A 24,908-nucleotide genomic window follows, 5' to 3' on the forward strand; every position below is an offset into this window, starting at 1 on the left:
TTTTTTTTGTGGGCCGTTTTCGGCTTTCCATGAAGGGTTTTTTGTGGAGGGTTTGATTCTGGCTCAGGACGAACGCTGGCGGCGTGCTTAACACATGCAAGTCGAACGGGATCCTGCCAGCTTGCTGGTGGGTGAGAGTGGCGAACGGGTGAGTAATGCGTGACCGACCTGCCCTGTACTGCGGAATAGCTCCTGGAAACGGGTGGTAATGCCGCATGTTCCACATTGTCGCATGGTGGTGTGGGAAAGGTTTTTCCGGTATGGGATGGGGTCATGTCCTATCAGCTTGTTGGTGGTGTAAGGGACCACCAAGGCGTTGACGGGTAGCCGGCCTGAGAGGGCGACCGGCCACATTGGGACTGAGATACGGCCCAGACTCCTACGGGAGGCAGCAGTGGGGAATATTGCACAATGGGCGCAAGCCTGATGCAGCGACGCCGCGTGCGGGATGACGGCCTTCGGGTTGTAAACCGCTTTTGTTTGGGAGCAAGCAGTGATGTGAGTGTACCTTTCGAATAAGCGCCGGCTAACTACGTGCCAGCAGCCGCGGTAATACGTAGGGCGCAAGCGTTGTCCGGAATTATTGGGCGTAAAGGGCTCGTAGGCGGCCCGTCGCGTCCGGTGTGAAAGCCCATCGCTTAACGGTGGGTCTGCGCCGGGTACGGGCGGGCTTGAGTGCGGTAGGGGAGACCGGAATTCCCGGTGTAACGGTGGAATGTGTAGATATCGGGAAGAACACCGATGGCGAAGGCAGGTCTCTGGGCCGTAACTGACGCTGAGGAGCGAAAGCGTGGGGAGCGAACAGGATTAGATACCCTGGTAGTCCACGCCGTAAACGGTGGACGCTGGATGTGGGGCCCTTTCCACGGGTTCCGTGTCGGAGCTAACGCGTTAAGCGTCCCGCCTGGGGAGTACGGCCGCAAGGCTAAAACTCAAAGAAATTGACGGGGGCCCGCACAAGCGGCGGAGCATGCGGATTAATTCGATGCAACGCGAAGAACCTTACCTGGGCTTGACATGTTCCCGGCGACCGCAGAGATGTGGTTTCCCTTCGGGGCGGGTTCACAGGTGGTGCATGGTCGTCGTCAGCTCGTGTCGTGAGATGTTGGGTTAAGTCCCGCAACGAGCGCAACCCTTGCCCTGTGTTGCCAGCGCGTCATGGCGGGGACTCACGGGGGACCGCCGGGGTTAACTCGGAGGAAGGTGGGGATGACGTCAGATCATCATGCCCCTTACGTCCAGGGCTTCACGCATGCTACAATGGCCGGTACAGCGGGATGCGATGCGGTGACGCGGAGCGGATCCCTGAAAACCGGTCTCAGTTCGGATCGGAGCCTGCAACTCGGCTCCGTGAAGGTGGAGTCGCTAGTAATCGCGGATCAGCAACGCCGCGGTGAATGCGTTCCCGGGCCTTGTACACACCGCCCGTCAAGTCATGAAAGTGGGCAGCACCCGAAGCCGGTGGCCTGACCCTTGTGGGGGGGAGCCGTCTAAGGTGAGGCTCGTGATTGGGACTAAGTCGTAACAAGGTAGCCGTACCGGAAGGTGCGGCTGGATCACCTCCTTTCTACGGAGATTTCTTGGAAATTCCATGCCATGGTTTTTGTGTGGCGTGGTCGTGCCCCTGGGTGCGGGGTGTTCCCGCATGGTGGGGGTTTCTGGTGTGGAGCGGTCTTTGGCTTTTCGGTGGTATGGGGCATGCTTTTGGGCTCCCGGGCCGCGACCTTTTTTTCGGGTTTGGTCTGGTGTCCCGTGGCCGTGGGTCGTGCGCGTGTGTCGTGTGTGGCCGGTGGCCGTGTGGGCCGGTGGGTTGAGAACTGGATAGTGGACGCGAGCGGACCATGTCGTGGCCCTCCCTTGTGTGGGGGGTTGGTGTGGTTTGCTTTGCTGTGATTTTCTTTTTCGCCGGATGCCCTGTTGTTTCGGGGTGTCTGGTCGATCGTTTGTGATCATGATGATGTGTTGATGTGTTGTCCGGTAGTTCGCGGATGTCTTGTCGCGGGTGGGGCCGTCCTGTTGGGTGGTGTTGCCTGTGAAGGGCGTATGGTGGATGCCTTGGCGCACTGGACCGATGAAGGACGTGTGGGGCCGCGATAGGCCTCGGGGAGCCGCCGACAGGGCTTTGATCCGAGGGTGTCCGAATGGGGAAACCCGCCAGTCTTGATGGGCTGGCACCGCATTTTGTGCGGGGGGTACGCAGGGAAGTGAAACATCTCAGTACCTGCAGGAGAGGATATTCCGTGAGTAGTGGCGAGCGAAAGCGGATGATGGCTAAACCGGTGTCGTGTGATACCCGTCGGGGGTTGCGGCGCCGGGGTCGTGGGACATGCTGTCCCGGTTCCGACGGGCCGGGCGGCAGTGATAAAGCGTCGTGCTAGATGAACGGGATTGAATTCCCGGCCGTAGAGGGTGATGGCCCCGTAGTCGGTCGCATGGCGCCTGCCGATGTGTGTTCCCAAGTAGCGCGGGACTCGTGGAATCCCGTGTGAATCCGCCCAGACCGTTGGGTAAGCCTGAATATTCCGGTGCGACCGATAGTGTACTAGTACCGTGAGGGAAAGGTGAAAAGCACCCCGGGAGGGGAGTGAAATAGTATCTGAAACCGTGCGCTTACGAACCGTCGGAGCCTTTCGGGGTGACGGCGTGCCTATCGAAAAATGAGTCTGCGAGTCAGTGGTGTGTGGCGAGCATAAGCCGTGTGGCGGATGCGTAGCGAAGGCGAGTCCTAATAAGGCGTTTGAGTCGCATGCCCTGGACCCGAAGCGGGATGATCTAGCCCTGAGCAGGCTGAAGCGCGGGTAGGACCGCGTGGAGGGCCGAACCCACCTAGGTTGAAAACTGGGGGGATGACTTGGGGCTGGGGGTGAAAGGCCAATCAAATTCCGTGATAGCTGGTTCTCTCCGAAATGCATTTGGGTGCAGCGTCAGGTGATTGCGTCCGGGGGGTAGAGCTACTGGATGCTTGAGGGCCCGTACTGGGTACCGACAGCAGCCAAACTCCGAATACCCGTGATGTGTATCCTGGCAGTGACTCGGCGGGGGATAAGCTCCGTCGTGGAGAGGGAGACAGCCCTGACCGTCGTCTAAGGTCCCCAAGCGCGTGCTAAGTGGGAAAGGATGTGGAGTCGCATAGACAGCCAGGAGGTTGGCTCAGAAGCAGCCATCCTTGAAAGAGTGCGTAACAGCTCACTGGTCTAGTGGTTCCGCGCCGACAATGTAGCGGGGCTCAAGCACGCCACCGAAGACGCGGCAGTGTCTTTTGACGCTGGGTAGGAGAGCGTCCCATGCGGGGCGAAGCGGGCGCGGGAGCGTCCGTGGACCGTTTGGGAGTGAGAATGCAGACATGAGTAGCGAGATGGGGGTGGGAATCCCCCACGCTGGATGACCAAGGGTTCCAGGGCCACGTTCGTCGTCCCTGGGTGAGTCGGGTCCTAAGGCGAGGCCGACAGGCGTAGTCGAATGGATGAACGGGTTGATATTCCCGTACCGGCCGTGTACCGTCAGGTCCGGGACCCGGTTGCTAACCTCCGGTCCGTGTGGATGCGTCCTTCGGGGCGTTGACGCTTGGATTGTTGGGAACCGCCGGGCAGTAGGATAGCGCGGGAGTGACGCAGAACGGCAGCCGGCCGCGGAGGTGGTTTTCCGTGGTCAAGCGCGCAGGACGCCATGCAGGCAAATCCGTGTGGCATGTGTCCGAGGCGTGATGATGGGGGGCTTCCTGCCCCGATATCCGGTGATCCGATGCTGTCGAGAAAAGCTTCGGCGTGAGGTGCACGGGCGCCCGTACCCCAAACCGACACTGGTGGTCAGGTAGAGAATACCAAGGCGATCGAGAGAATCCTGGTCAAGGAACTCGGCAAATTGCTCCCGTGCCTTCGGCATAAGGGAGGCCCCCGAGGGTGAAGGGACTTGCTCCCGGAGCGTTTGGGGGTGGCACAGGCCAGGGGGTAGCGACTGTTTACCAAAAACACAGGAGCGTGCGAAGGCGCAAGCCGCTGTATACGCTCTGACGCCTGCCCGGTGCCGGAAGGTTAAGAGGATCCGTCAGCTTCGGCGAAGCGGTGAATTCAAGCCCCGGTAAACGGCGGTGGTAACTATAACCATCCTAAGGTAGCGAAATTCCTTGTCGGGCAAGTTCCGACCTGCACGAATGGCGTAACGACTTCCCCACTGTCTCGACCAGGAGCTCGGCGAAATTGCAGTACGAGTAAAGATGCTCGTTAAGCGCAGAAGGACGAAAAGACCCCGGGACCTTTACTATACCTTGGTATTGTCGTTAGGCGTGGACTGTGTAGCATAGGCGGGAGGCTTCGAAGCGGGTGCGCCAGCATCCGTGGAGCCGTCGTTGAAATACCGCTCTGTCCATGTCTGGCGTCTAACCTCGACGTGTCATCCATGTCAGGGACAGTGCCTGGCGGGTAGTTTAACTGGGGCGGTTGCCTCCCAAAGGATAACGGAGGCGCTCAAAGGTCCGCTCAGCCCGGTTGGCAATCGGGTGTCGAGTGCAATCGCACAAGCGGGCTTGACTGTGAGACCGACGGGTCGAGCAGGGACGAAAGTCGGAGATAGTGATCCGGTGCCGGCGCACGGGCGCGGCATCGCTCAACGGATAAAAGGTACCCCGGGGATAACAGGCTGATCATTCCCAAGAGTCCATATCGACGGGATGGTTTGGCACCTCGATGTCGGCTCGTCGCATCCTGGGGCTGGAGCAGGTCCCAAGGGTTCGGCTGTTCGCCGATTAAAGCGGCACGCGAGCTGGGTTCAGAACGTCGTGAGACAGTTTGGTCTCTATCCTCTGCGCTCGTTGGAATGCTGAGGAGCCCTGCCCATAGTACGAGAGGACCTGGGTGGACGAACCTCTGGTATGCCAGTCGTCACGCCAGTGGCGTGGCTGGTTGGCTACGTTCGGATGGGATAACCGCTGAAAGCATCTAAGCGGGAAGCCCTCTCCAAGATGAGCATTCCGTACGGTCCTCGGACCGTTGGAGGCCCCATGTGGAACACGTGGTTGATAGGCCGGAGGTGGAAGCCCCGTGAGGGGTGGAGCCGACCGGTACTAACGGCCGAAGGGCAATACTTCTTTACACCCCGTACGCGGCCCCTTTCGGGCCCGCGACGGACACTGCGCGGAACGCGATGGCACGGAGCATCATCATGCGCCACGCATCGGCCAAGGCGAAAGAACACGAATACATCACGGCACGCGTCCGCCATCCGGTCCCCAATCCACCGGGGAAGGCGGGGGAGACACCCCGCCGGGATAATCGAACACAGGATTTTGCGGCGGCCATGGCCCGGGGGAGACGCCCGGTCCCATTCCGAACCCGGAAGCTAAGACCCGGCACGGCGATGGTACTGCACCCGACAGAGTGTGGGAGAGTAGCACGCCGCCGCAATCACACTCTTACCAAGGAAAGGGACCGCCCCAGCCGGGACGGCCCCTTTTCCCATATCCGGGGCTTCGACCACGCACACCGGCAAACACCCTTCCCGCACCACACCCACAACAAACACAACACCCACCACACAACATCACTTCCCCCGCGCGGAACACATGCACAATAGCGTGGACACCGGGGGTACCGCGTCCGTCTCCGTGGCCGCAGACACCCCCATCATCACACACTCATTGAAGATTCAAGGCCAGAACGGGATTCTTATTCTCGCGTGTCGCCGTCGTGTCTTTGGTTGGTCTGAGCGGTCCGTCGAGCTTCTCTGATGCCGGACCCGCTCTCGTAGACGTCGATGCGGGTGACGGGTCGTTGCACGCCGGACATGGTGCTGGCAAAACCACATCCGTCAACAATACCGGTAAACCGACTTGTTCTTTGTGTTTTTTTGATGTACTGGAAGCATCCTACGTCCAAAGGGACGTATTCCACTGAGAGATGAAGGACATCATGAAAACCATGAAGACGAGGATGCAGCGCAATCGTAAACGGCAATTCCATCGAATTCTTCGCCAGGACCGCGAGCGGAGACAAACTCATACGAGGTTACGTATGCTTGCGGCCGGTTGTCTCATTTGCGTCATAACAATTATTCCTTCAATCCAGCCTTCCGCTGCATCATCAATGAATTGGAGCGCGAACCCTCCTCATCCTTCCTGCCGCATAGCCTATATCTGGCCTATCGTCGTCGATGGGGAACCGGTCATCACACGTCGATTCGAAAATCCACCGCGTCCATGGCTTCCCGGACATCGGGGCATCGACTTATCCACCGGCAAGGAGCAACCCATCATCGCCCCGGCGAACGGTAGAGTGGCCTTCGTGGGCAAGGTCGCATCGAAGAGCGTCGTGACCATCCGACATGAGGACAACATCACCACGACGTATGAGCCGGCTGTCAGCGACCTGCCCGTGGGGTCGTCGGTCATGCAAGGGCAGAGATTCGCAACGGTTCATGGCGGGTCGGACCATTGTGCGGAATCCTGCATGCATTGGGGCATGAAAACGGGAAAGACTACATATATGGATCCGGAACATGCCGTCAGGCCACAACGCATTGTACTGAAACCATTGTGATCATGAGATTCGTTGCCGATATACACGACAAACCCCTCCGATTGTGTAGAATCCAAAGTAGCGAGTCAAAGACAGGGAGCAAGTATGCTGAAGGAATATACTCGTCCTGAAACGATCAATGTCGATTCGAACAAGAACATCTTTTCCATCCTGGAAGAACGGGCAGGGCGCACGCCGCAGGATTCCCTCGTGGAATACAAGGACAACAATGGCGAATGGCAGTCGTTCACGGCCGAGGAATTTCAGAACCTCGTGATCTCTCTGGCCAAAGGCCTGATCGCCAGGGGGATTACCAAAGGTGATTCGGTGGCCGTGATCTCGCATACACGTTGGGAGTGGACGGCTCTTGACCTGGCCATAATGTCGATCGGCGCCTTGACGGTACCGGTGTATGAGACCAACTCCGCCCTGCAGGTCAAGATGATCTTCAATGACGCGAAGGTGAGAATGGCCTTCGTCGAAGACGATGAGCAACGCGACAAGGTCGAATCCATCCGTGATCAGGCGGCATACCTCAACGATGTCTATGTGATATCCCTTGGCGCGCTTGACGCGCTTGCAGAATTCGGACGGACCATCGCCGATGACGAGTTCTGGAAGCGGGAGAACGCCGTCAACGGGGATGACCTCGCCACGATTGTATATACGTCGGGATCGACGGGCGCTCCCAAAGGCATCGAACTGACCCACGGCGGCTTTGTGTATATCGCATACTCCGGCTGCAACTCCATGCCCGACATTGCCATGAAACCCAATCGTCGGTTGTTGCTGTTCCTTCCTCTGGCCCATGTGTTCGCACGATATATGCAGTTCTTCTGCTTTGCGGGCAATGTGACATTGGGACTGTCCAGCAATCTGAAGACCATCATCCCCGATTTCCAGGTCTTCAAGCCGACTTTCGTCCTTGCGGTTCCGCGCATCTTCGAAAAGATATACAACGCCGCATCGCAGAAGGCCGGGAAGGGACTGAAGGGACGGTTGTTCTATGACGCTGCCGATACGGCGCGAGCGTGGTCCCATGCCCAACAGTCGGGGGAGAAGATTCCGTTGGGCGTCAGCGCCAAACATTCACTATACAACACGTTGATCTATTCAAGCATCATGGAAGTATTCGGTGGTCATGTCGAGTACGCCGTATCCGGCGGGGCTCCTCTTGACAGCGCCGTCGCGCACTTTTTCAACGGCATCGGATTGCCGCTGCTTGAGGGCTATGGCATGACCGAGACCTGTGCCCCTGCATGTGTGAATCCGACGTCCGGATATAGGATCGGCACCGTCGGACTGCCTCTGGAAGGAGTGAGCTTCGGCGTGGACGACGATGGCGAGCTGTGCGTCAAAAGCCGTGCGGTATGCAGGGGATATCACAACCATCCCGAAATCACCACGCAACAGATCGTCGATGGCTGGCTGCACACCGGCGATCTTGGAGACATCGACGACGACGGATTCGTCAGCATCACCGGCCGCAAGAAGGATCTGATCATCACGGCCGGCGGCAAGAACGTCTCACCGGGCATCCTTGAGGCGTCGGTGATGACATCGCCGGTCGTCGACCAATGTCTGGTCATAGGGGACCGGCGACCGTTCATCGCGGCCCTCATCACCATCGACCTGGCCGACGCGAATACATGGTTGAAGTCGCAGGGGGCCGAACCGGTGTCTTCGCTCGCCGAGGCGAAGGACAACCCCATCATCGCGACGGAGGTGGAGCGCGCCGTGGATGCCGCCAACGCATTGGTGTCCCGGGCGGAGTCCATCCGCAAGTTCGAGGTTCTTGACGAGGACTTCACGGAGGAGAACGGTATGCTTACGCCCAGCCTGAAGGCCAGACGCGCCGCCATAGAACAACGGTACGCCGGTCTGATAGACAAGGTCATCTACGTACCCAGGAAAGCCGCGTAGCCGTGCTGAATTGGCTGGATATGACCTGCCGCTGGACATACTGCAAGCAAGTCCAGCGGCAAATCGACATTGTCTGAATCGTTCCCGTATCCCTATAGTCCCGCATCCGCCGGGCGAATGTACCCTGGGTCTATCAGGGTCTTCTTCAAGTTGCTGGCCGATACGCTGACGATGTCCTCGTGAATGGTCGGAACCTTCCTTCCGCTCATTTCGGTGGTATCCGACAGCCGAAGGCCGTCGGTCGTGTCGAGTTCGTCTCCCATGTTCAGCGCTTTGACTGTCAGCGCGATGTCTTCGGCGTACTGCTTGCGGTTCTCCAGCCCGGTGCTCCATTGGTGTCCGTTGACGACTTGGAGGATGTTGGAGAGATAGACGCCGTAGCCGGTTACGATAGGCCATGCGGGATCGTCTTCGGATCCCACCGTCGTCCCGCCCTTTTCGGAGGGGGATTGCCGTTCGCCCGTGGAGGAACCATTGTTCTGAGGCTCCGGCACCTTTCCTTTCTTCAGGTCCTTGTTGCCGGTGATGTTGCCGACGATGCCGCCGATGGTGATTTCCGGATTGATGTCGGCGGCAGAACCCTTGTATCCCATATCCGCGAGGGCGTCGGTCACGCCTGCGGCCACCATGTCGTTCATCGCAATCACGCCGTCGATGGATGGATGGGACGGGGATTCCCCGTTCGCGTCGAGCCTATGGACGAACTCCGTCTTCGCCGCATCCTGATTGGGCGCCTCGAACACGACCCTGCTCCAGCTGCCTTCGTCACTGGATGAATCCAGCAGCCCCGATGGGCTGATTGCGGCACCGGAGCGGAAATAGGGGCCCAGCGCCTGCCAGATGCCGGCGAACGCCTCCTTGTTGGTTTCATCATCGCTGGCGGGCAGCATGATCTCGATGCTCTTGGGATTGCGCGATGTGGCCCGGGCGAGCGCCAGCTTGCTGGCCGTCAGCGTGGCCTGAGTGTATGCGATCTCCTTTACGGTGGACATGCGGACATAGGCGTCGGGGGCGAAACCCTCCACTTCGTTGGCCACGAGAACGACCGACACGCCGGCTTTTTTCGCCGCGTTCAGAGCGGACGCCAGATGCTCGACGCTCTTCGTCGTCTGATCGCCGTCGGATTGCTCCGCGGTCTGGGTGATGTAGTCGCCATACTGGCGTGTCGCGTCATCGGGGTCGGCGACGGGGGCGATGACGATGGTGGCTTTGCCACTGGACGTGTCCCGGGTCTCTCGGGCTGATCCGGAGGGGTCCGAGGTGGCCTGGGATCCGTGTCCGGCCACGTATTCGTCGACGGCGTCGATCTGCTCGTCGATGGTTTTGGATTTGACGGTCTCAATGTCATCCTCGTCGAATCCGTGCGTGACAAGCGATTCGACGAGGTCGCCGCCCAGCTTGGTCCACTTGTTCAAAGGCGTGCTTTGCGAAAGCGTGATGCCATCATCGGGAAGCAGGATCAGTGCGGAACCCGCATTCGTGCGCTTGGCGGACGTTTCCGAGGCGGACGCATCGGAGGGACTTGGCGAAACGTCGGAGGCTCCGCCGCAGGCGGCGAGCGACAACATCATGGCCAGACACGTCAGGGCGCCGACGAGGCTTGCACCGCGTTTGCACCATCCACGCACACGCACAGACATACATCACATCCTTCGCTGACCCATGGGCATATGTGCATGGGTCCTCCGTAAATAATCGGCTATGGGGATTGTAAGGCATTTCGCAGACGCTTGCAGTGGAGGCACTGGTGGCATCCCCGCAAAAACAAGGATGCCCGGCACCAGGCCGGGCATCCGGAAGAAGGCTATACGGGGAGAAAGCCTCGCGTCAGTCGGCAAGCGCCCTGCCGAGGTTCTCGTCCAATGCATCCATGAAGCCCTCGGTGTCCAGCCAGGCCTGATCGGGGCCGATAAGCATGGCGAGGTCCTTGGTCATCTGCCCGCCCTCGACGGTGTCGATGATGACCTTCTCCAGGGTCTGCGCGAAGTGACGGACCTCGGGCGTGCCGTCGAGGTCGGCACGGTGCTTGAGGCCGCCGGTCCACGCGAAGATGGAAGCGATCGGGTTGGTGGAGGTCTTCTCGCCCTTCTGCCAACGACGGTAGTGACGGGTCACGGTGCCATGGGCCGCCTCCGCCTCGACGGTCTGGCCGTCCGGTGTCATGAGCACCGAGGTCATGAGACCCAGGGAGCCGAAGCCCTGCGCCACGGAATCGGACTGCACGTCGCCGTCATAGTTCTTGCATGCCCAGATGTAGCCTCCGTGCCACTTGAGGGAGCTGGCGACCATGTCGTCGATGAGGCGGTGCTCGTAGGTCAGTCCCTCGGCCTCGAACCGCTCCTTGTATTCGGTTTCGAACACTTCGGCGAAAATGTCCTTGAACTGGCCGTCGTAGGCCTTGAGGATGGTGTTCTTGGTGGAAAGGTACACGGGGTAATGGCGCATGAGGCCGTAGTTGAAGCAGGCGCGTGCGAAGCCACGGATGGAGTCGTTGACGTTGTACTGCACCTGGGCCACGCCGCCGTCCTCGCCGTAGTCGTAGACCACGTGCTCGATGGGCTCCGAACCGTTCTCCGGAGTGAAGGTGACGGTGAGCCTTCCCGCGCCCGGCACCTTGAAGTCGGTGGCCTTGTACTGGTCTCCGAAGGCGTGGCGGGCCACGACGATCGGCTTGGTCCAGCCCGGCACGAGCCGGGGCACGTTGCTCATGACGATTGGTTCGCGGAAGATGGTGCCGCCGAGGATGTTGCGGATGGTGCCGTTGGGGGACTTCCACATCTTCTTCAGACCGAACTCCCTGACGCGGGCCTCGTCCGGGGTGATGGTGGCGCATTTGACGCCGACGTGCTCGCGTTTGATGGCCTCGGCGGCGTCGATCGTCACCTGGTCGTCGGTCGCGTCGCGGTTCTCGATGCCGAGGTCGTAGTAGTCGAGGTCGACGTCGAGGTACGGCAGAATGAGACGGTCCTTGATGTCCTTCCAAATGACACGGGTCATCTCGTCGCCGTCAAGCTCGACGACCTTGCCTTCGACTTTGATTTTCGCCATGGGATAGTGCTCCTTCTAACGGCATGATCGGATGCGTTGTCATTACAACATCTTTGTTCATACACGATTCATGTTTCAGCGCGTGGATAATGTCCAGTTTCGGCTCATCCTCATCGTCGCCACGGCGCATTAGCCTAGGGAGCATGACTCAAGAGACTGAAATCGGCCTGGGCAAGTCCGGCCGTCTGTGCTATTCCCTGGACGATGTGGCCATCGTGCCGTCGCGACGCACCCGAGATCCCGGCGATGTGTCGACGGCGTGGCAGGTGGACGCCTACGAATTCGACATACCCGTCATCGGCGCCCCCATGGATTCGGTGATGAGTCCGGCCACGGTGATCGAGCTGGGGCGTCTGGGAGGACTGGGGGTTCTCGATCTCGAAGGCCTGTGGACGCGTTACGACGATCCCGAGCCGTTGCTGGCGGAGATCGCGAAAGCCCCGCAGGAGCAGTCCACGGCACGCATGCAGGAGCTGTACAAGGCCCCCATCCGCGCCGATCTGATCACCAGAAGGCTGCATGAGATTCGTGACGCCGGCGTGACCGTCGCGGGTGCGTTGACCCCGCAGCGCACGCAGGAGTTCTATTCCACGGTGCTTGAGGCCGGAGTCGACCTGTTCGTCATCCGCGGAACCGCCGTCTCCGCGGAACACGTGTCGCGCTCGCATGAGCCCCTCAATCTGAAGAAGTTCATCTACGAACTGGATGTCCCGGTAATCGTGGGCGGTGCCGCGACCTATCAGGCGGCGTTGCATCTCATGCGCACCGGCGCTGCCGGCGTGCTTGTGGGCATAGGCGGCGGTGCCGTCTCCACCATGCGTACCACCATCGGCATGCATGCCCCCATGGCCACCGCCATCGCCGATGTGGCCGCCGCACGCAGGGACTACATGGACGAGTCCGGTGGCCGCTATGTGCATGTCATCGCCGATGGAGGCACCGGTGTGTCCGGCAATTTCGTCAAGGCGTTCGCGCTCGGCGCGGATGCGGTCATGCTCAGCGCCCCTCTGGCCCGCGCCTCCGAAGCCCCCGGCCGGGGTGAGCTGTGGGGTGCCGAGGCGCACCATGCCGAGTTGCCCCGCGGTCGCCGTTTCCATGTGGGCACTGTGGGTGACATGCGCCGCATTCTGTTCGGCCCCAGCCACCAGGCCGATGGGACCGTGAATTTCATCGGCGCGCTCCGCAGGGCCATGGCCTCCACGGGCTATCTCGACGTCAAGGAGTTCCAGCGCTGCGGCGTGGTGGTGACGCCTTACGAGAGCCTGTGACTTGTTGCGTCGCGGCGTGAGCAGCCGATGTTCGATGGGCGGCGTTATGCCGCCCATTTTTTTTTCTTTGCCCTCGTATCCGACACGCCCGGGGGGATGGCGTCAAACGTTTGCCTGTGTGTGAGAAAACGGTTTCGTAATGATTTTTTCCTTGAGTTATCCACATTATTCGTTTTCGATTTGACTCTGTGAGCGTTCACCCCCATGCTTGTATATATCCCCTTAAACAGGATGCGCACGGATGAGCGTCCACGGGGGCGAGCCAGGAAGGGCGAGAAGATGTATGAATTCAAGCAGAACCCTGAGGAAGAGGGCGAGTTTTCGTTCATTCTGCCGGGGTGCTATGGCGCGCCGGGCGGAGTGCGAATCCGTGTGAACAGGCTGGTCCCCAGTGATCTCAGCATGAGGGAGAGCGCGGACGTGGCCGTCAAGGCATGCCAGCTGGTATGCCTCGCCTCCGATGTGGCACGAGGCCGTCTTTCGGGCAGGTCCCTCGACAGGAACGTGACCGAGAAGGGCATCGACCGTCTGGAATTCATGGCCGGCCTGCTTCGTCTCAGCCACAAGGACAGCGCCCTGCACGGCCATCTGCCGCCTGTGCCGCTGTACCTGTACGGCACCGTGCTCAACTCGGACCTGTTCGATGCGTGCGCCGGTCTGACCATCGGCAAGGAGATATACCAATCGAGCATCGTACTGCGTCGGTGGGGATCCCGATGGATGTGCACCTTCCTCGATTTCGGCTGAACGGCGGCTGACGGATCGCGGGTTTCCGGCGGGAAGGGGCCGAAGGCGTCCTATAGTAGTGTCTATGCTGCGTGAATATTCAGTGGATGTCATTCATCCAACCACGGAAAAGGACACGATCTATTCCCTGCTCGCCCACCGGTTCTCCCGTGATCCCGAGGATTGCATCGCGCAATGGCAGGATGACGAGAGCCGCCAATGGCATGATGTCACGGCCGCGGAGATGCATCGGACGGTGCGCGACGTGGCCAAGGGGCTTATGGGCTTGGGAGTGAAGGCCGGGGACAACGTCGTCATCTATTCGGCCACCTGCTATCCCTGGGGCGTGGTCGATTTCGCGTGCGCCGCCATCGGCGCCGTCAGTGTGCCGGTGTACGAGACTGATTCGTCGGAGCAGACCGCCAGCATCGTCGACGACGTGCGGCCCCGCATCGCCTTCGCGGGGGACTATGAACATGCCCAGACACTTGAGCTGATTCGCAAGCATCAGGATTGCCTGCAATACGTGTTCAATTTCAAGGCGGATGGTCTGGACGCCGTCATCGGTTTCGGCGGGGCCGTCACCGACGACGAGCTGGACTCCGCCATCGATGGGGTGAAGGCCGACGACCTCGCCACCATCGTGTATACCTCCGGTTCCACGGGCAAGCCCAAGGGGGCGATGCTCTCCCACCGCAACTTCACCCATACCGTGCTCAACGGGTATGAGGTGCTCAACGACATGCTCTACCAGCCGAGCCGCCTGCTGCTGTTCCTGCCGCTTGCCCACTGCTTCGCCCGATACATCCAGTATGTCGCCATCGGATCGCACGGCGTGGTCGGGTACATTCCCGGCGCCAAGCATCTGCTGTCCGATCTTCGCGGATTCAAGCCCACCTATCTTCTGGGTGTTCCTCGTGTGTTCGAGAAGGTGTACAACGCCGCCTCCCAGAAGGCCGGTGCCGGACTGCAGGGACGGATTTTCGCCAAGGCTGTATCCCACTTCATCCAGTGGTCCAAGGACGAGCAGGAGAAGGGCAGCCATCCGCTTGGCGCGAGAATCGCCCACGCCTTTTTCATGAGGACGGTGGGCGCGTCCATTCGCTCCGCGCTGGGTCCGAACCTCAAATACCTCGCATGCGGCGGCGCGCCGCTGAACACGGATTTGGCCCATTTCTTCAATGGATTCGACGGCATCACCTTCATCCAGGGTTATGGCATGACGGAGACCGCGGCTCCCTGCATGGTGAATTTCCAGGACCGCAACGAAATCGGTTCGGTCGGTCTGCCCGGGTGCATGCAGGTGAAGCTCGCCGACGACGACGAGCTGATGATCAAGGGGGCGAGCGTCTTCCTCGGATACTACGGGCAGCCGGAGCTGACCGCCCAGGTGCTCGAACCCGACGGCTGGCTGCATACGGGGGATCTCGCCCGCATAGACGACAACGGTTTCACCTTCATCACCGGCCGTAAAAAGGACATCATCATCACCGCCGGCGGCAAGAACGTCTCTCCCGCCCCCATGGAGGACACCGTGGCGACATGCCCGATAGTCTCGCAGGCGGTGGTCATCGGCGACGGACGCCCGTTCATCTCTGCGCTGGTCACACTGGATCCCGACATGTTGGCCTCCTGGCTGGGCTCCCAGGGTCTCGATTCGTCCATGGATGCCGCACAAGCCGCCGAGAACGACGCCGTGAAGGCGCTGGTCCAGCAGTATGTCGACCGCGCCAACGCCACCGTTTCCCGGGCCGAGTCGATCCGAAAGTTCATCATCCTGGACAGGGAGTTCAACCAGGACGACGGGACGCTTACGCCCAGCATGAAGGTCGTCCGTCCGGCAGTCCTCCGTCGTTACGAGGAACTCATCGACAAGGTGATGTACGCGCCGAAGCCGTCCGGCAGGCCCCAGACGGCGTCATCGTCGAAGCAGCTGCTGGAGAAGGCCACGGAATCGTTCTCGCCTCTGGTCGACAAGGCGCAGGAGAACGCGATCCCGCGCATCAAAGAGGCGAGGGAGAAGCTCGAACCCATGATCGACAAGGCAAAGAACGTGGGGGACTCCCTCGCGGTAATGTCGAAGAGGCGCCACGATTCCGCAGAGGACGAGGTCGAGGCCTCGGATACCCTTGAACAAGGCGAAACGGCCGACGACAACGACGACAAGGAGTGAAGACCAGTGGCAATTCGAGAGATTCGCGTGGTGCCGGATCCGATCCTGCGCACCCCCTGCGACCCCATTCGCAGCATCACGCCGGCCATCGAGCGTCTGGTGACGGACCTGTTGGAGACGGTCGACGATCCCGGCAGGGCCGGACTCTCCGCAAACCAGATCGGGGTGGGGCTCCGGGCCTTCTCTTACAACATCGAGGGCAAGGTGGGATACATCCTCAACCCCGTGATCGAGGAGACCCGGGGCGAGCAGTACGGTGATGAGGGTTGTCTCTCGGTTCCCGGACTGTGGTACAAGACGCGGCGCGCGGACTATGCGCGCGTGTCCGGCATCGATCTGGACGGCAGGCCCGTGACCCTTGAGGGGACAGGCCTCATGGGACGCATGCTCCAGCATGAATGCGACCATCTGGATGGTCATGTGTACCTCGACCGCTTGGAGAAGGAGGAGCGGCGTCAGGCCATGAGGATGATGCGTTCCCGATGACGCCGACAATGTGCTAATATAGAAAATCGCGTGTTTTTTGGTTCCCGAGGAGTCGCAGCCGAGGGGGCCGCATCCGTTTCATCCGAGTATGCACGCGAAATACGCGTCATGTCCGCGACGGCCTGTGTCGGTCGGCCTTCCCCGAGGAGGTTGCACGCAGGCGCGCATGACCAGGCAACAACCGACAAGAAAGGTACATGGCATGGCACAGATCACCATGAGCCAGATGCTCAAGGCTGGCGTTCACTTCGGTCATCAGACCCGTCGTTGGAACCCCAAGATGAAGCAGTACATCCTGATGGAGCGCAACGGCATCCACATCATCAACCTGTTCAAGTCCCTCGACCTGATCGACAAGGCCTATGACTTCATCAAGGCCACCGTCGCCCACAATGGCACGATCCTGTTCGTCGGCACCAAGAAGCAGGCCGTGGAAGCCATCACCGAGCAGGCCACCCGCGTCAACATGCCCTACGTGTCCGAGCGCTGGCTCGGCGGTATGCTTACCAACTTCCAGACCGTCTCCAAGCGTGTCGCCCGCATGAAGGAGCTTGAGGAGATCGATTTCTCCGACGTGCACGCCTCCGGGCTGACCAAGAAGGAGCTCCTGTTGCTGGAGCGCGAGAAGGACAAGCTGGTCAAGCAGCTTGGCGGCATCCGCAACATGAACCGCACTCCCTCCGCCCTGTTCGTCGTGGACATCAACAAGGAGTCCCTGGCCGTCGAGGAAGCCCACAAGCTCCACATCCCGGTCGTGGCCCTGGTGGACACCAACACCGACCCCGATCTCGTCGACTACCCGATTCCGGCCAACGACGACGCCATCCGCGCCGTCGAGCTGCTGACCACCCTCGCCGCGGACGCCGTGGCCGACGGCCTGCTGGAGCGTTCCGGCAAGGCCTCCGACAAGGCGGACGGCAAGGATGAGGCCCAGCCGCTGCCCGAATGGGAGACCGAGCTGCTGAAGAAGGACGACACCGAAGCCGCTCCGTCGGCCGAGGCGGACAAGCCGCAGACCGAAGAGACCAAGGCCGAGTGACCTTGTGATTTCAGCCGTTCGCGCAAGGCGGACGGCTGACGTCTTATGATGGTAATGATCGTGAGAACACGGTCGCACATGTATTTGAGGAGACAGAAAAGCTATGGCAAAGATCACTGCCGCTCTCATCAAGCAGGTTCGTGAAGACACCGGTGCCGGCATGATGGACGTCAAGAAGGCTCTTACCGAGGCTGAAGGTGACGTCGCCCGCGCCAAGGAAATCATCCGCGCCAAGGGTATTCAGGCCGCCGGAAAGCGTGAAGGCCGCAAGGCCCAGGAAGGCACCATCGCCTCCACCGTGGTCGAGTCCGCCAATGGCCAGGTCGGATACGCCGCCGAGCTGAATTCCGAGACCGACTTCGTCGCCAAGACCCCGAAGTTCGTCGAGTTCGCCGACGGCATCCTCGCCGATGCCGTCAAGGCGGAGGCCGCCGACGCCGACGCCGTCCTCGCGGCGGCCGCCGAAGACGGCACCGTCAAGGAAGCCATCGAGGAGGCTGCGGCCCTGTTCGGCGAGCATGTCAAGCTCGGCCAGTACGCGAAGGTCGAAGGTCCGCACGTCGAGATCTACGCCCACAAGAAGTCCGCCGAGATGCCGCCGAGCATCGTGGCCATGATCGTCACCGACGAGGCCGGCGCCAAGGTCGCCCACGAAGCCGCCCTGCAGATTTCCGCCATGGCCCCCCAGTGGCTGACCCGCGAGGATGTGCCGTCCGACGTCGTCGAGTCCGAGCGTCGCGTCGCCACCGAGAAGTCCCTTGCCGAGGGCAAGCCGGAGAAGATCGTTCCGAAGATCGTCGAAGGCCGCCTCAACGCCTTCTTCAAGGACAACGTCCTGCTTGAACAGCAGTTCGTCAAGGATCCGTCCAAGACGGTCGGCGACCTGTTCAAGGAAGTCGGAGGCAAGGCCCTGTCCTTCGCCCGCATCGAGGTAGGTAAGGGCGAAGAGGAGTAATCGTCCTCTCTGCGAACTTCCTACGATGTTCAGAAGGCGGCCCCGATGGGGCCGCCTTTTTCCGTAGTCGGGCGCTGCGGTTGTTGTCATCGTTCACCGTTACCATGGATTTCGGTTTTTTCACGAGACGAAAGGTGTCACATGGCTGACAACTGTTCTAATAACTCGACTCCTTCGCATACATCTCCCCGTAGGGTTCTGCTCAAACTCTCCGGGGAGGCTTTCGGGGGAGGCCACATCGGCATCGACCCCAATGTCGTGCGTCGAATCGCCGAGGAAGTGGCTGTAGCCGTCAGGCATGGTGTCCAGGTCGCCATCGTGGTCGGCGGCGGTAATTTCTTCCGCGGCGCCGAATTGCAGCAGGCCGGCATCGATCGATCCCGCGGCGACTACATGGGCATGCTTGGCACGGTCATGAACTGCCTCGCTCTACAGGATTTCCTCGAACAGGAGGGACAGGCCACCCGTGTGCAGTCCGCCATCCAGATGACGCAGGTAACGGAACCCTACATTCCGCTGAAGGCGATTCGTCATCTGGAAAAGGGCCGAGTGGTGGTATTCGGCGCAGGTGCCGGAATGCCATACTTCTCCACTGATACCGTTTCCATCCAGCGGGCCTTGGAAATCCATTGCTCGGAAGTCCTCATGGGCAAGAACGGCGTGGACGGCGTGTATACTGCGGACCCGCGCAAGGACGATCAGGCGAAGATGTTCACCCAGCTCAGCTACAACCGTGCGCTGGTGGACAACCTCGCGGTCATGGATGCCTCCGCACTGTCCATGGCGCGCGACAACACCCTCCCGATCCGCGTGTTCGGCCTGGAGACCCCCGGCAACGTCACTCGCGTGCTTGAGGGGGAGACCCTCGGCACGTTGGTCAGCGCCGTCGAGTCCAAGACACGATAGAATAGGCAGGACATCTTCCAAAGACAGATCCTCAAAGGACGAGGAAGTTCGACCATGCCCGTACGCATGGCATGACAAGGAGACAATATGGCAGCAATCATCGATCAGGCAACCGCCCAGATGGGCAAGACCGTGGAATCCACCAAGGAGAACTTCGCAGGCATCCGTACCGGGAGGGCGAACCCCGCCCTGCTCAACGGCATCGTCGTCGACTACTACGGCGCCCCGACCCCGCTGAAGCAGATGGCCACCATCGGCGTTCCCGAGCCGCGCACCCTCGCGGTCACCCCGTTCGACGTATCACAGGCCTCCGCCGTCGAGAAGGCCCTCCGCGACTCCGACCTGGGTGTCAACCCCAACCGTGATGGCAACGTGATTCGTATCACCCTGCCGGAACTGACCGAGGAACGCCGCAAGGAGTACGTCAAGCTCGCCAAGGGCAAGGCGGAGGACGGCAAGGTCGCCATCCGCAACATTCGACGCAAGGTCAAGGAGACCATCGAGGCCTCCGTGAAGGACGGGGACATGGGCGAGGACGAGGGCAATCGTCTGCAGAAGGACCTCGATAAGGTCACCAAGAAGGTCACCGATGAGATCGACTCCCTGTTTGCGGCCAAGGAAAAGGAAATTCTCGAAGTCTGACTGTTCTCAGACGGTGCAGTGGTATGAACCCATCAAAGCGTAGGGAAGAGGCCGAAGAGGCCATTGACACGATTAACAAGCGCACGGGACGCAACATGCCCCAGGCCATCGGCACCGGTGCGGTGCTGGTGCTGGTCATCCTGTTGTGTCTCGCCGCCAGCATCGATGTCTTCGTCGGATTGATCGTCATATTCGTGGTGCTTGCCTTGTGGGAGCTCCGCGTCGATTTCGCGACGGTGGGTATACGCATACCCGTTCTGGCCCTGTGGGTCGGTTCGGTGGCCATTCTGGGCACGACGTATTTCGTGCCGACACATGCCGTGGCGATGTGTGTGTCCACGCTGCTGACACTCGTCTACGTGGGATTGGCGGCGTCCACCAGACTGACCATGGTGGGACGCCGCGTATCCATGGCGGTGGCGTCCAAGCTCTCCCGTGCGGATGCCCACATGCGGCATGAGTCGTCGTTCAACGACGGTGACGTGTCCAGGCCGGTGACGCGTTTCACCAATGTCATGGTGTCGCTGCTTGTGGTGCTGTATGTGCCTTTCCTCGCCGGGTTCATCGTCATGCCCTTGACGTGGGAGCATCCGGTGGCCCACGCGTTCCTGCTGGTGTTCGTCCCCGCTATGGGGGATATCGGAGGTCTCGCGTTCGGCGCATGGCTCGGCAAGCACAAGCTCTCCCCGCGGATCTCCCCCAAGAAATCCGTCGAGGGTCTGCTTGGCTCCATCCTCTTCTGCTTCGTCGGCGCACTCGTGATCTTCCTGCTCACCTACGATCGTTCCATCTGGGTGTCGCACTGGTGGGTTCCACCGGTGTTCGGCGTTCTAGTCGGCGTGGTGGGAACGTTCGGCGACCTGTGCGCCTCGATGCTCAAACGGGATCTGGGCATCAAGGACATGGGTCATCTGCTCAAAGGTCATGGAGGGGTGCTCGACCGTGCCGACTCCATCCTCATGGCGGCTCCGTTCATTTTCCTGGTCATCGCCGCGACCGGCCTGTAGCCGCGCGGCGCCTGCCATCATCATTACCGACTTTCTATTTTTCCGAAGGAGCGACGAAGACATGACCGATATGGTCGAGCATCCGGAAAGCGGCATCACCGCGGGAGGGGAGAGCGGTCCGTTCCGTGACATCCTCTCCAAGGAGCATGCCCGTCGCGGCAAACCGCCGCTGCACTTCGCCGACATGGATCCCGACACACGCATCGCGAAGGCCAAGGAGCTCGGTCTGCCGAAATTCCGCGTCCGACAGTTGGCGAATCACTACTACTCCCATCTGAGCGTCGATCCCGAGGAATACACCGATTTCCCCGCGGCGCGGCGCGAAGACGCCGTATCCGCGTTTTTCCCCACGCTGATTGCGCCCCTGCTCAGGCAGAAGGCGGACAACGGCACCACCGTCAAGACGTTGTGGAGACTGTTCGACGGGTCCCGTATCGAATCCGTGCTCATGCGCTACCCCAACCGTGCCACGCTGTGCATCTCCAGCCAGGTCGGATGCGGTATGGGGTGCCCGTTCTGCGCGACTGGCAAACTCGGACTTACACGGAACATGTCCACCGGGGAAATTCTCGAACAGGTACGCGTGGCCGCGAAGGCCATGCGCGACGGCGCTATCGCCGGAGGCCCCGGACGACTGAGCAACGTGGTGTTCATGGGTATGGGGGAGCCCATGGGCAACTATCGTTCCGTGCTGTCGGCGATACGGCAGATAAGCGCCCAGCCCCCGGAGGGCTTCGGCATCTCGGCGCGGAACATCACGGTATCCACGGTCGGTGTTGTGCCCGGCATCAAAAAGCTCACGGCCGAAGGCATCCCTGTTCGTCTGGCGGTGTCGCTCCACGCCCCCAACGACAGGCTGCGCGACGAGCTCGTGCCCATGAACCGCCGATTCGACACCACGCAGGTCCTGGATGCCGCGCACGACTACTATCTGGCGAGCAAACGACGCGTCAGCATCGAATACGCGCTGATGCGGGGCATCAACGATCAGGCCGTGCATGCGAGACAACTCGCCAACCGGCTGAACCATTACGGGGATGATTGGGCCCATGTGAACCCGATTCCGCTCAATCCGATCGAGGGGTCGAAATGGACGGCTTCGGACCCTCATGACGAGAAGGTGTTCCTGGATATCCTGCATCAGGCGGGCATCACCGCCACCCTGCGGGACACCCGTGGTTCGGACATCGACGGCGCATGCGGCCAGCTCGCCGCAAAGGAGCTTCTTTCCCGCGAGTCGTAACGAAGGCGTCGTCAAGTGACGTTACCCTGTTGCTAGTGCGCGAGTCGTCGCGTGGCAAACGACCATCTGCAAAAGGGGTGAACATGTCGCTGGCGGTCAGGGTTATACCGTGTTTGGATGTGGATGCTGGACGTGTGGTGAAAGGCGTCCACTTCGAGAACCTGCGTGACGCGGGCGATCCGGTCGAACTCGCCGCGGAATACTATCGTCAGGGCGCGGACGAGCTGACCTTCCTGGACGTGACCGCGTCCAGTTCGCACCGACAGACCATGTACGACGTGGTGCGGCGTACAGCGGAGGAGCTGTTCATACCACTGACCGTGGGCGGAGGGGTGCGCACCGTCGACGACGTCGACATGCTGCTGCGCTGCGGTGCCGACAAGGTGGGCGTCAACACGGCTGCGATCAACAATCCTCGCATGATCGGCGACGTGTCACGCCGTTTCGGCCGACAGGTCCTCGTTCTTTCGGTGGATGCACGCCGTGAGCGCGGAGAGCGTCACACGAAATCCGGATTCGAGGTCACCACGATGGGCGGACGCAAATCCACGGGCATCGACGCCCTGTGGTGGGTCCGCCGGGCCGAGCAGCTTGGCGCCGGCGAAATCCTGCTTAATTCCATGGACGCGGACGGGACGAAGGGAGGTTTCGACCTGGAGATGATTGAGAAGGTCCGCAACGAGGTCTCCATCCCCATCATCGCCAGCGGCGGAGCCGGCAAAGCCGAGGACTTCCCCCCCGCCATCGAGGCCGGGGCGGACGCGGTGCTCGCCGCCTCCGTATTCCATTTCGGACAGGTGACGATTCCCGAGGTCAAGGCCGAACTGGCCGCACACGGCTACGACGTCCGATAGGCGGTCCATACACGGCATACGATGGCCGATTATGCGACCGTGGACTGGAACGGATTTCGGTCGCGTGCCCAGCCATGTGTACGCGCACGAGGTGATAACGAGGAATGACGACGATGCAGGAAACATACGATAACGACACACAGCTCGACCCGCTGATTGCGCGGCGTCTGAAGAAGGACGCGAAGGGCCTGGTGGCCGCGGTCATCCAGCAATACGATACTGGGCGGGTCCTGATGGTCGGTTATATGGACGAGGAGGCGTTGCGCCGCACCCTGACCAGCGGACGTGTGACCTTCTGGTCACGGTCCCGGCAGGAGTATTGGCGCAAGGGAGACACCTCCGGACACGTGCAGTATGTGAAGGCGGTGTCGTTGGATTGCGACGGCGACGCACTGCTGGTCGAGGTCGACCAGGTGGGAGCGGCCTGTCACACGGGCAAGCGATCATGCTTCGACGAGGGGGGCGCGCTCCCCGTCGTCATCGGACATCGTACGGCGGAACAGAAGGATAACGGACAATGAGCACGGTCAGGGCGAACGACATCGAATGCAGCGTCGAGCACCTCAGCTGGGGTGGCACCTGGCCGAGCCGCGAGGAGTTCCACGTCCTCGCCGATGCCGGCTATCGGGTGGTGCCCATCGTCAGAAGGTTGCTCGCCGATTCATTGACCCCCGTAGGCTTCTACGAGCGTCTCGCCGGGGGGCGTTCCGGCACCTTCATTCTCGAATCCGCGGAATACGGGGGCTCATGGAGCCGTTACAGCTTCATTGGAGTGAACTCCATCGCCCAGTTGCGCTCCGACCATGGCGAGGCCGACTGGATCGGCGAGGTACCGGTCGGCGTACCGACCCATGGCGACGTCATCGAAGTGGCCCACGCTGCGTTGAAGACGTTGAGGGCGCCCCGTGTCAAGGGATTGCCCAATCTCACCAGCGGGCTTGTCGGCTCCGTCGGCTGGGATGTGATTCGTCACTGGGAGCCCACGCTCCGGGCCCAGGCCCCCGACGAGACCGGGCAGCCCGAGCTGGCACTGGCACTTGCCACTGACATCGCCGTGGTAGACCATGTCAGCGGCTCCGTCTGGCTGATAGCCAACGCCGTGAACGTGGACGACAAGCCCACTCGCGCCGATGCCGCCTATGACGAGGCCGTCGCACGGCTGAACGACATGCAGCGCAAGGCGGCGACCCCGGTCGACGGTGAGGCGCGTGTGAGCGTGCTGGACGAGACTCGCCCACGGCCTGAGTTGCGGTTCCGCAGTGCAAAAGGGGACTATGAGCACGCCGTGGAGGAGACCAAGCGGCACATCGTGGACGGCGACGTGTTCCAGACGGTCATCTCCCAGAGGCTCGATCTGGATTCCCCGGCCGACTCCTTCGACGTCTACCGTGTGCTCCGTACGCTCAACCCCAGCCCATACATGTACTTCATGACCCTGACCGACCCGGAGGGACGCGACTTCAACGTCATCGGCTCCAGCCCGGAAACGCTCATCAAGGTGGACGACGGCCATGCGCTCACCTTCCCGATCGCCGGATCCCGACCCCGTGGCGCCACCCCGGAGGAGGATGAGCGTCTGGCCGAGGAGCTGCTAGCCGACCCCAAGGAACGCAGCGAACACATCATGCTCGTGGACCTTTCGCGCAACGATCTGAGCAAGGTGTGCGTTCCCAGCAGCGTCGAGGTCGTCAAACTCATGGACATCAAACGATTCAGCCACATCATGCACATCTGTTCGACGGTCACCGGAAGGGTCGATCCGGATCTCACCGCATTCGACGTCTTCAAGTCCGCGTTCCCGGCCGGTACGCTGTCGGGCGCGCCCAAACCCCGGGCCATCGACATCATCGACGAGTTGGAAGTGGCCGACCGAGGCATCTACGGCGGCACCGTCGGGTATTTCGATTTCTCGGGCAACATGGACATGGCCATCGCCATCCGCACCGCGTTCCTCCGGGACCACGAGGCCAGCGTTCAGGCCGGGGCCGGCATAGTGCTCGACTCCGTGCCGGGGAACGAATGGCAGGAGACCCGCAACAAGGCCGAGGCCTCCGTCGAGGCGGTGCAGATTGCGGCCCAGCTGAAAGCCGCCAGATAGAATATTCGAGCGAAGCACGGTGTACCTGTGC

At 61.0% G+C, this 24,908-nt stretch carries 17 protein-coding genes and 3 rRNA genes; 18 read left to right on the forward strand and 2 right to left on the reverse strand.

Annotated features, from left to right (window positions below; all coding sequences use genetic code 11):
- Positions 1-40: 40 nt before the first annotated feature.
- From DF200_RS07795 to DF200_RS07815, 5 genes are all read left to right on the forward strand, one after another.
- Positions 41-1,567 (forward strand): 16S ribosomal RNA (locus DF200_RS07795).
- 456 nt (positions 1,568-2,023) lie between these two features.
- Positions 2,024-5,082: ribosomal RNA gene (locus DF200_RS07800) — 23S ribosomal RNA — on the forward strand.
- A 200-nt stretch (positions 5,083-5,282) separates the two neighbouring features.
- Positions 5,283-5,399, forward strand: a 5S ribosomal RNA gene (gene rrf, locus DF200_RS07805).
- The 16S, 23S and 5S rRNA genes sit together here, the layout of an rRNA operon.
- A gap of 504 nt (positions 5,400-5,903) precedes the next feature.
- A complete protein-coding gene (locus DF200_RS07810; protein ID WP_158275820.1) occupies positions 5,904-6,530 on the forward strand; it encodes a M23 family metallopeptidase in 627 nt (208 codons plus the stop codon).
- An 84-nt stretch (positions 6,531-6,614) separates the two neighbouring features.
- Entirely contained in the window at positions 6,615-8,432 is a 1,818-nt protein-coding gene (locus tag DF200_RS07815) for an AMP-dependent synthetase/ligase (RefSeq protein WP_109137719.1), read from the forward strand.
- A 92-nt stretch (positions 8,433-8,524) separates the two neighbouring features.
- Here DF200_RS07815 and DF200_RS07820 read toward each other — a convergent pair whose 3' ends face one another.
- Together DF200_RS07820 and DF200_RS07825 are read right to left on the reverse strand one after the other, a co-directional pair.
- Positions 8,525-10,072 carry a substrate-binding domain-containing protein gene (locus tag DF200_RS07820; protein WP_109137720.1) on the reverse strand — a complete coding sequence of 516 codons (1,548 nt, stop codon included), beginning with the start codon at positions 10,070-10,072 and terminating at the stop codon, positions 8,525-8,527.
- A gap of 187 nt (positions 10,073-10,259) precedes the next feature.
- Positions 10,260-11,480, reverse strand: a complete 1,221-nt coding sequence (locus DF200_RS07825) for an NADP-dependent isocitrate dehydrogenase (protein WP_109137721.1) — start codon at positions 11,478-11,480, stop codon at positions 10,260-10,262.
- A gap of 143 nt (positions 11,481-11,623) precedes the next feature.
- Here DF200_RS07825 and DF200_RS07830 point away from each other — a divergent pair, with 143 nt between their 5' ends.
- The 13 genes from DF200_RS07830 to trpE all read left to right on the forward strand — a co-directional run bounded on the left by DF200_RS07830 (position 11,624) and on the right by trpE (position 24,877).
- Positions 11,624-12,748, forward strand: a complete 1,125-nt coding sequence (locus tag DF200_RS07830) for a GuaB3 family IMP dehydrogenase-related protein (protein WP_109137722.1) — start codon at positions 11,624-11,626, stop codon at positions 12,746-12,748.
- A 279-nt stretch (positions 12,749-13,027) separates the two neighbouring features.
- Positions 13,028-13,495 carry a hypothetical protein gene (locus tag DF200_RS07835; RefSeq protein ID WP_109137723.1) on the forward strand — a complete coding sequence of 156 codons (468 nt, stop codon included), beginning with the start codon at positions 13,028-13,030 and terminating at the stop codon, positions 13,493-13,495.
- Positions 13,496-13,559: 64 nt separating this feature from the next.
- Positions 13,560-15,647 (forward strand): AMP-dependent synthetase/ligase, encoded by a 2,088-nt coding sequence (locus DF200_RS07840; RefSeq protein WP_109137724.1) that lies wholly within the window; start codon positions 13,560-13,562, stop codon positions 15,645-15,647.
- Positions 15,648-15,653: 6 nt separating this feature from the next.
- A complete protein-coding gene (gene def / locus DF200_RS07845) occupies positions 15,654-16,133 on the forward strand; it encodes a peptide deformylase (RefSeq protein WP_109137725.1) in 480 nt (159 codons plus the stop codon).
- 202 nt (positions 16,134-16,335) lie between these two features.
- The gene (rpsB, locus tag DF200_RS07850) at positions 16,336-17,172 is read left to right on the forward strand and encodes a 30S ribosomal protein S2 (RefSeq protein WP_109137726.1); all 837 of its coding nucleotides are present in this window, start codon (positions 16,336-16,338) and stop codon (positions 17,170-17,172) included.
- A 103-nt stretch (positions 17,173-17,275) separates the two neighbouring features.
- The gene (gene tsf, locus DF200_RS07855) at positions 17,276-18,127 is read left to right on the forward strand and encodes a translation elongation factor Ts (RefSeq protein ID WP_109137727.1); all 852 of its coding nucleotides are present in this window, start codon (positions 17,276-17,278) and stop codon (positions 18,125-18,127) included.
- A 141-nt stretch (positions 18,128-18,268) separates the two neighbouring features.
- Positions 18,269-19,033 (forward strand): UMP kinase, encoded by a 765-nt coding sequence (gene pyrH / locus DF200_RS07860; protein WP_109137728.1) that lies wholly within the window; start codon positions 18,269-18,271, stop codon positions 19,031-19,033.
- Positions 19,034-19,120: 87 nt separating this feature from the next.
- Positions 19,121-19,675, forward strand: coding sequence for a ribosome recycling factor (frr, locus tag DF200_RS07865; RefSeq protein WP_109137729.1), 555 nt, complete (start codon positions 19,121-19,123; stop codon positions 19,673-19,675).
- Positions 19,676-19,698: 23 nt separating this feature from the next.
- Positions 19,699-20,682: a phosphatidate cytidylyltransferase gene (locus tag DF200_RS07870; RefSeq protein WP_109137730.1), complete on the forward strand. Its 984-nt coding sequence runs from the start codon at positions 19,699-19,701 to the stop codon at positions 20,680-20,682.
- Between the two features lie 70 nt (positions 20,683-20,752).
- Entirely contained in the window at positions 20,753-21,925 is a 1,173-nt protein-coding gene (gene rlmN / locus DF200_RS07875) for a dual-specificity RNA methyltransferase RlmN (protein WP_109137746.1), read from the forward strand.
- 83 nt (positions 21,926-22,008) lie between these two features.
- Positions 22,009-22,779: an imidazole glycerol phosphate synthase subunit HisF gene (hisF, locus tag DF200_RS07880; protein WP_109137731.1), complete on the forward strand. Its 771-nt coding sequence runs from the start codon at positions 22,009-22,011 to the stop codon at positions 22,777-22,779.
- Positions 22,780-22,883: 104 nt separating this feature from the next.
- Positions 22,884-23,300 (forward strand): phosphoribosyl-AMP cyclohydrolase, encoded by a 417-nt coding sequence (gene hisI, locus DF200_RS07885; protein WP_109137732.1) that lies wholly within the window; start codon positions 22,884-22,886, stop codon positions 23,298-23,300.
- Entirely contained in the window at positions 23,297-24,877 is a 1,581-nt protein-coding gene (gene trpE / locus DF200_RS07890; protein ID WP_109137733.1) for an anthranilate synthase component I, read from the forward strand. Before hisI ends, trpE begins: the two co-directional genes overlap by 4 nt.
- Positions 24,878-24,908 lie beyond the last annotated feature (31 nt).

Source organism: Bifidobacterium catulorum (assembly GCF_003129925.1).
GTDB lineage: Bacteria > Actinomycetota > Actinomycetes > Actinomycetales > Bifidobacteriaceae > Galliscardovia > Galliscardovia catulorum.

Excerpts from the sequence above, each read along its gene's own strand:
- trpE (WP_109137733.1), top strand. The coding sequence starts at position 23,297 with ATGAGCACGGTCAGGGCGAACGACATCGAATGCAGCGTCGAGCACCTC.
- hisF (WP_109137731.1), top strand. The coding sequence starts at position 22,009 with ATGTCGCTGGCGGTCAGGGTTATACCGTGTTTGGATGTGGATGCTGGA.
- tsf (WP_109137727.1), top strand. The coding sequence starts at position 17,276 with ATGGCAAAGATCACTGCCGCTCTCATCAAGCAGGTTCGTGAAGACACC.
- pyrH (WP_109137728.1), top strand. The coding sequence starts at position 18,269 with ATGGCTGACAACTGTTCTAATAACTCGACTCCTTCGCATACATCTCCC.
- rpsB (WP_109137726.1), top strand. The coding sequence starts at position 16,336 with ATGGCACAGATCACCATGAGCCAGATGCTCAAGGCTGGCGTTCACTTC.
- DF200_RS07820 (WP_109137720.1), bottom strand. The coding sequence starts at position 10,072 with ATGTCTGTGCGTGTGCGTGGATGGTGCAAACGCGGTGCAAGCCTCGTC.
- DF200_RS07840 (WP_109137724.1), top strand. The coding sequence starts at position 13,560 with ATGCTGCGTGAATATTCAGTGGATGTCATTCATCCAACCACGGAAAAG.
- frr (WP_109137729.1), top strand. The coding sequence starts at position 19,121 with ATGGCAGCAATCATCGATCAGGCAACCGCCCAGATGGGCAAGACCGTG.
- DF200_RS07825 (WP_109137721.1), bottom strand. The coding sequence starts at position 11,480 with ATGGCGAAAATCAAAGTCGAAGGCAAGGTCGTCGAGCTTGACGGCGAC.
- DF200_RS07870 (WP_109137730.1), top strand. The coding sequence starts at position 19,699 with ATGAACCCATCAAAGCGTAGGGAAGAGGCCGAAGAGGCCATTGACACG.
- DF200_RS07830 (WP_109137722.1), top strand. The coding sequence starts at position 11,624 with ATGACTCAAGAGACTGAAATCGGCCTGGGCAAGTCCGGCCGTCTGTGC.
- DF200_RS07835 (WP_109137723.1), top strand. The coding sequence starts at position 13,028 with ATGTATGAATTCAAGCAGAACCCTGAGGAAGAGGGCGAGTTTTCGTTC.
- DF200_RS07810 (WP_158275820.1), top strand. The coding sequence starts at position 5,904 with ATGAAAACCATGAAGACGAGGATGCAGCGCAATCGTAAACGGCAATTC.
- DF200_RS07815 (WP_109137719.1), top strand. The coding sequence starts at position 6,615 with ATGCTGAAGGAATATACTCGTCCTGAAACGATCAATGTCGATTCGAAC.
- rlmN (WP_109137746.1), top strand. The coding sequence starts at position 20,753 with ATGGTCGAGCATCCGGAAAGCGGCATCACCGCGGGAGGGGAGAGCGGT.
- hisI (WP_109137732.1), top strand. The coding sequence starts at position 22,884 with ATGACGACGATGCAGGAAACATACGATAACGACACACAGCTCGACCCG.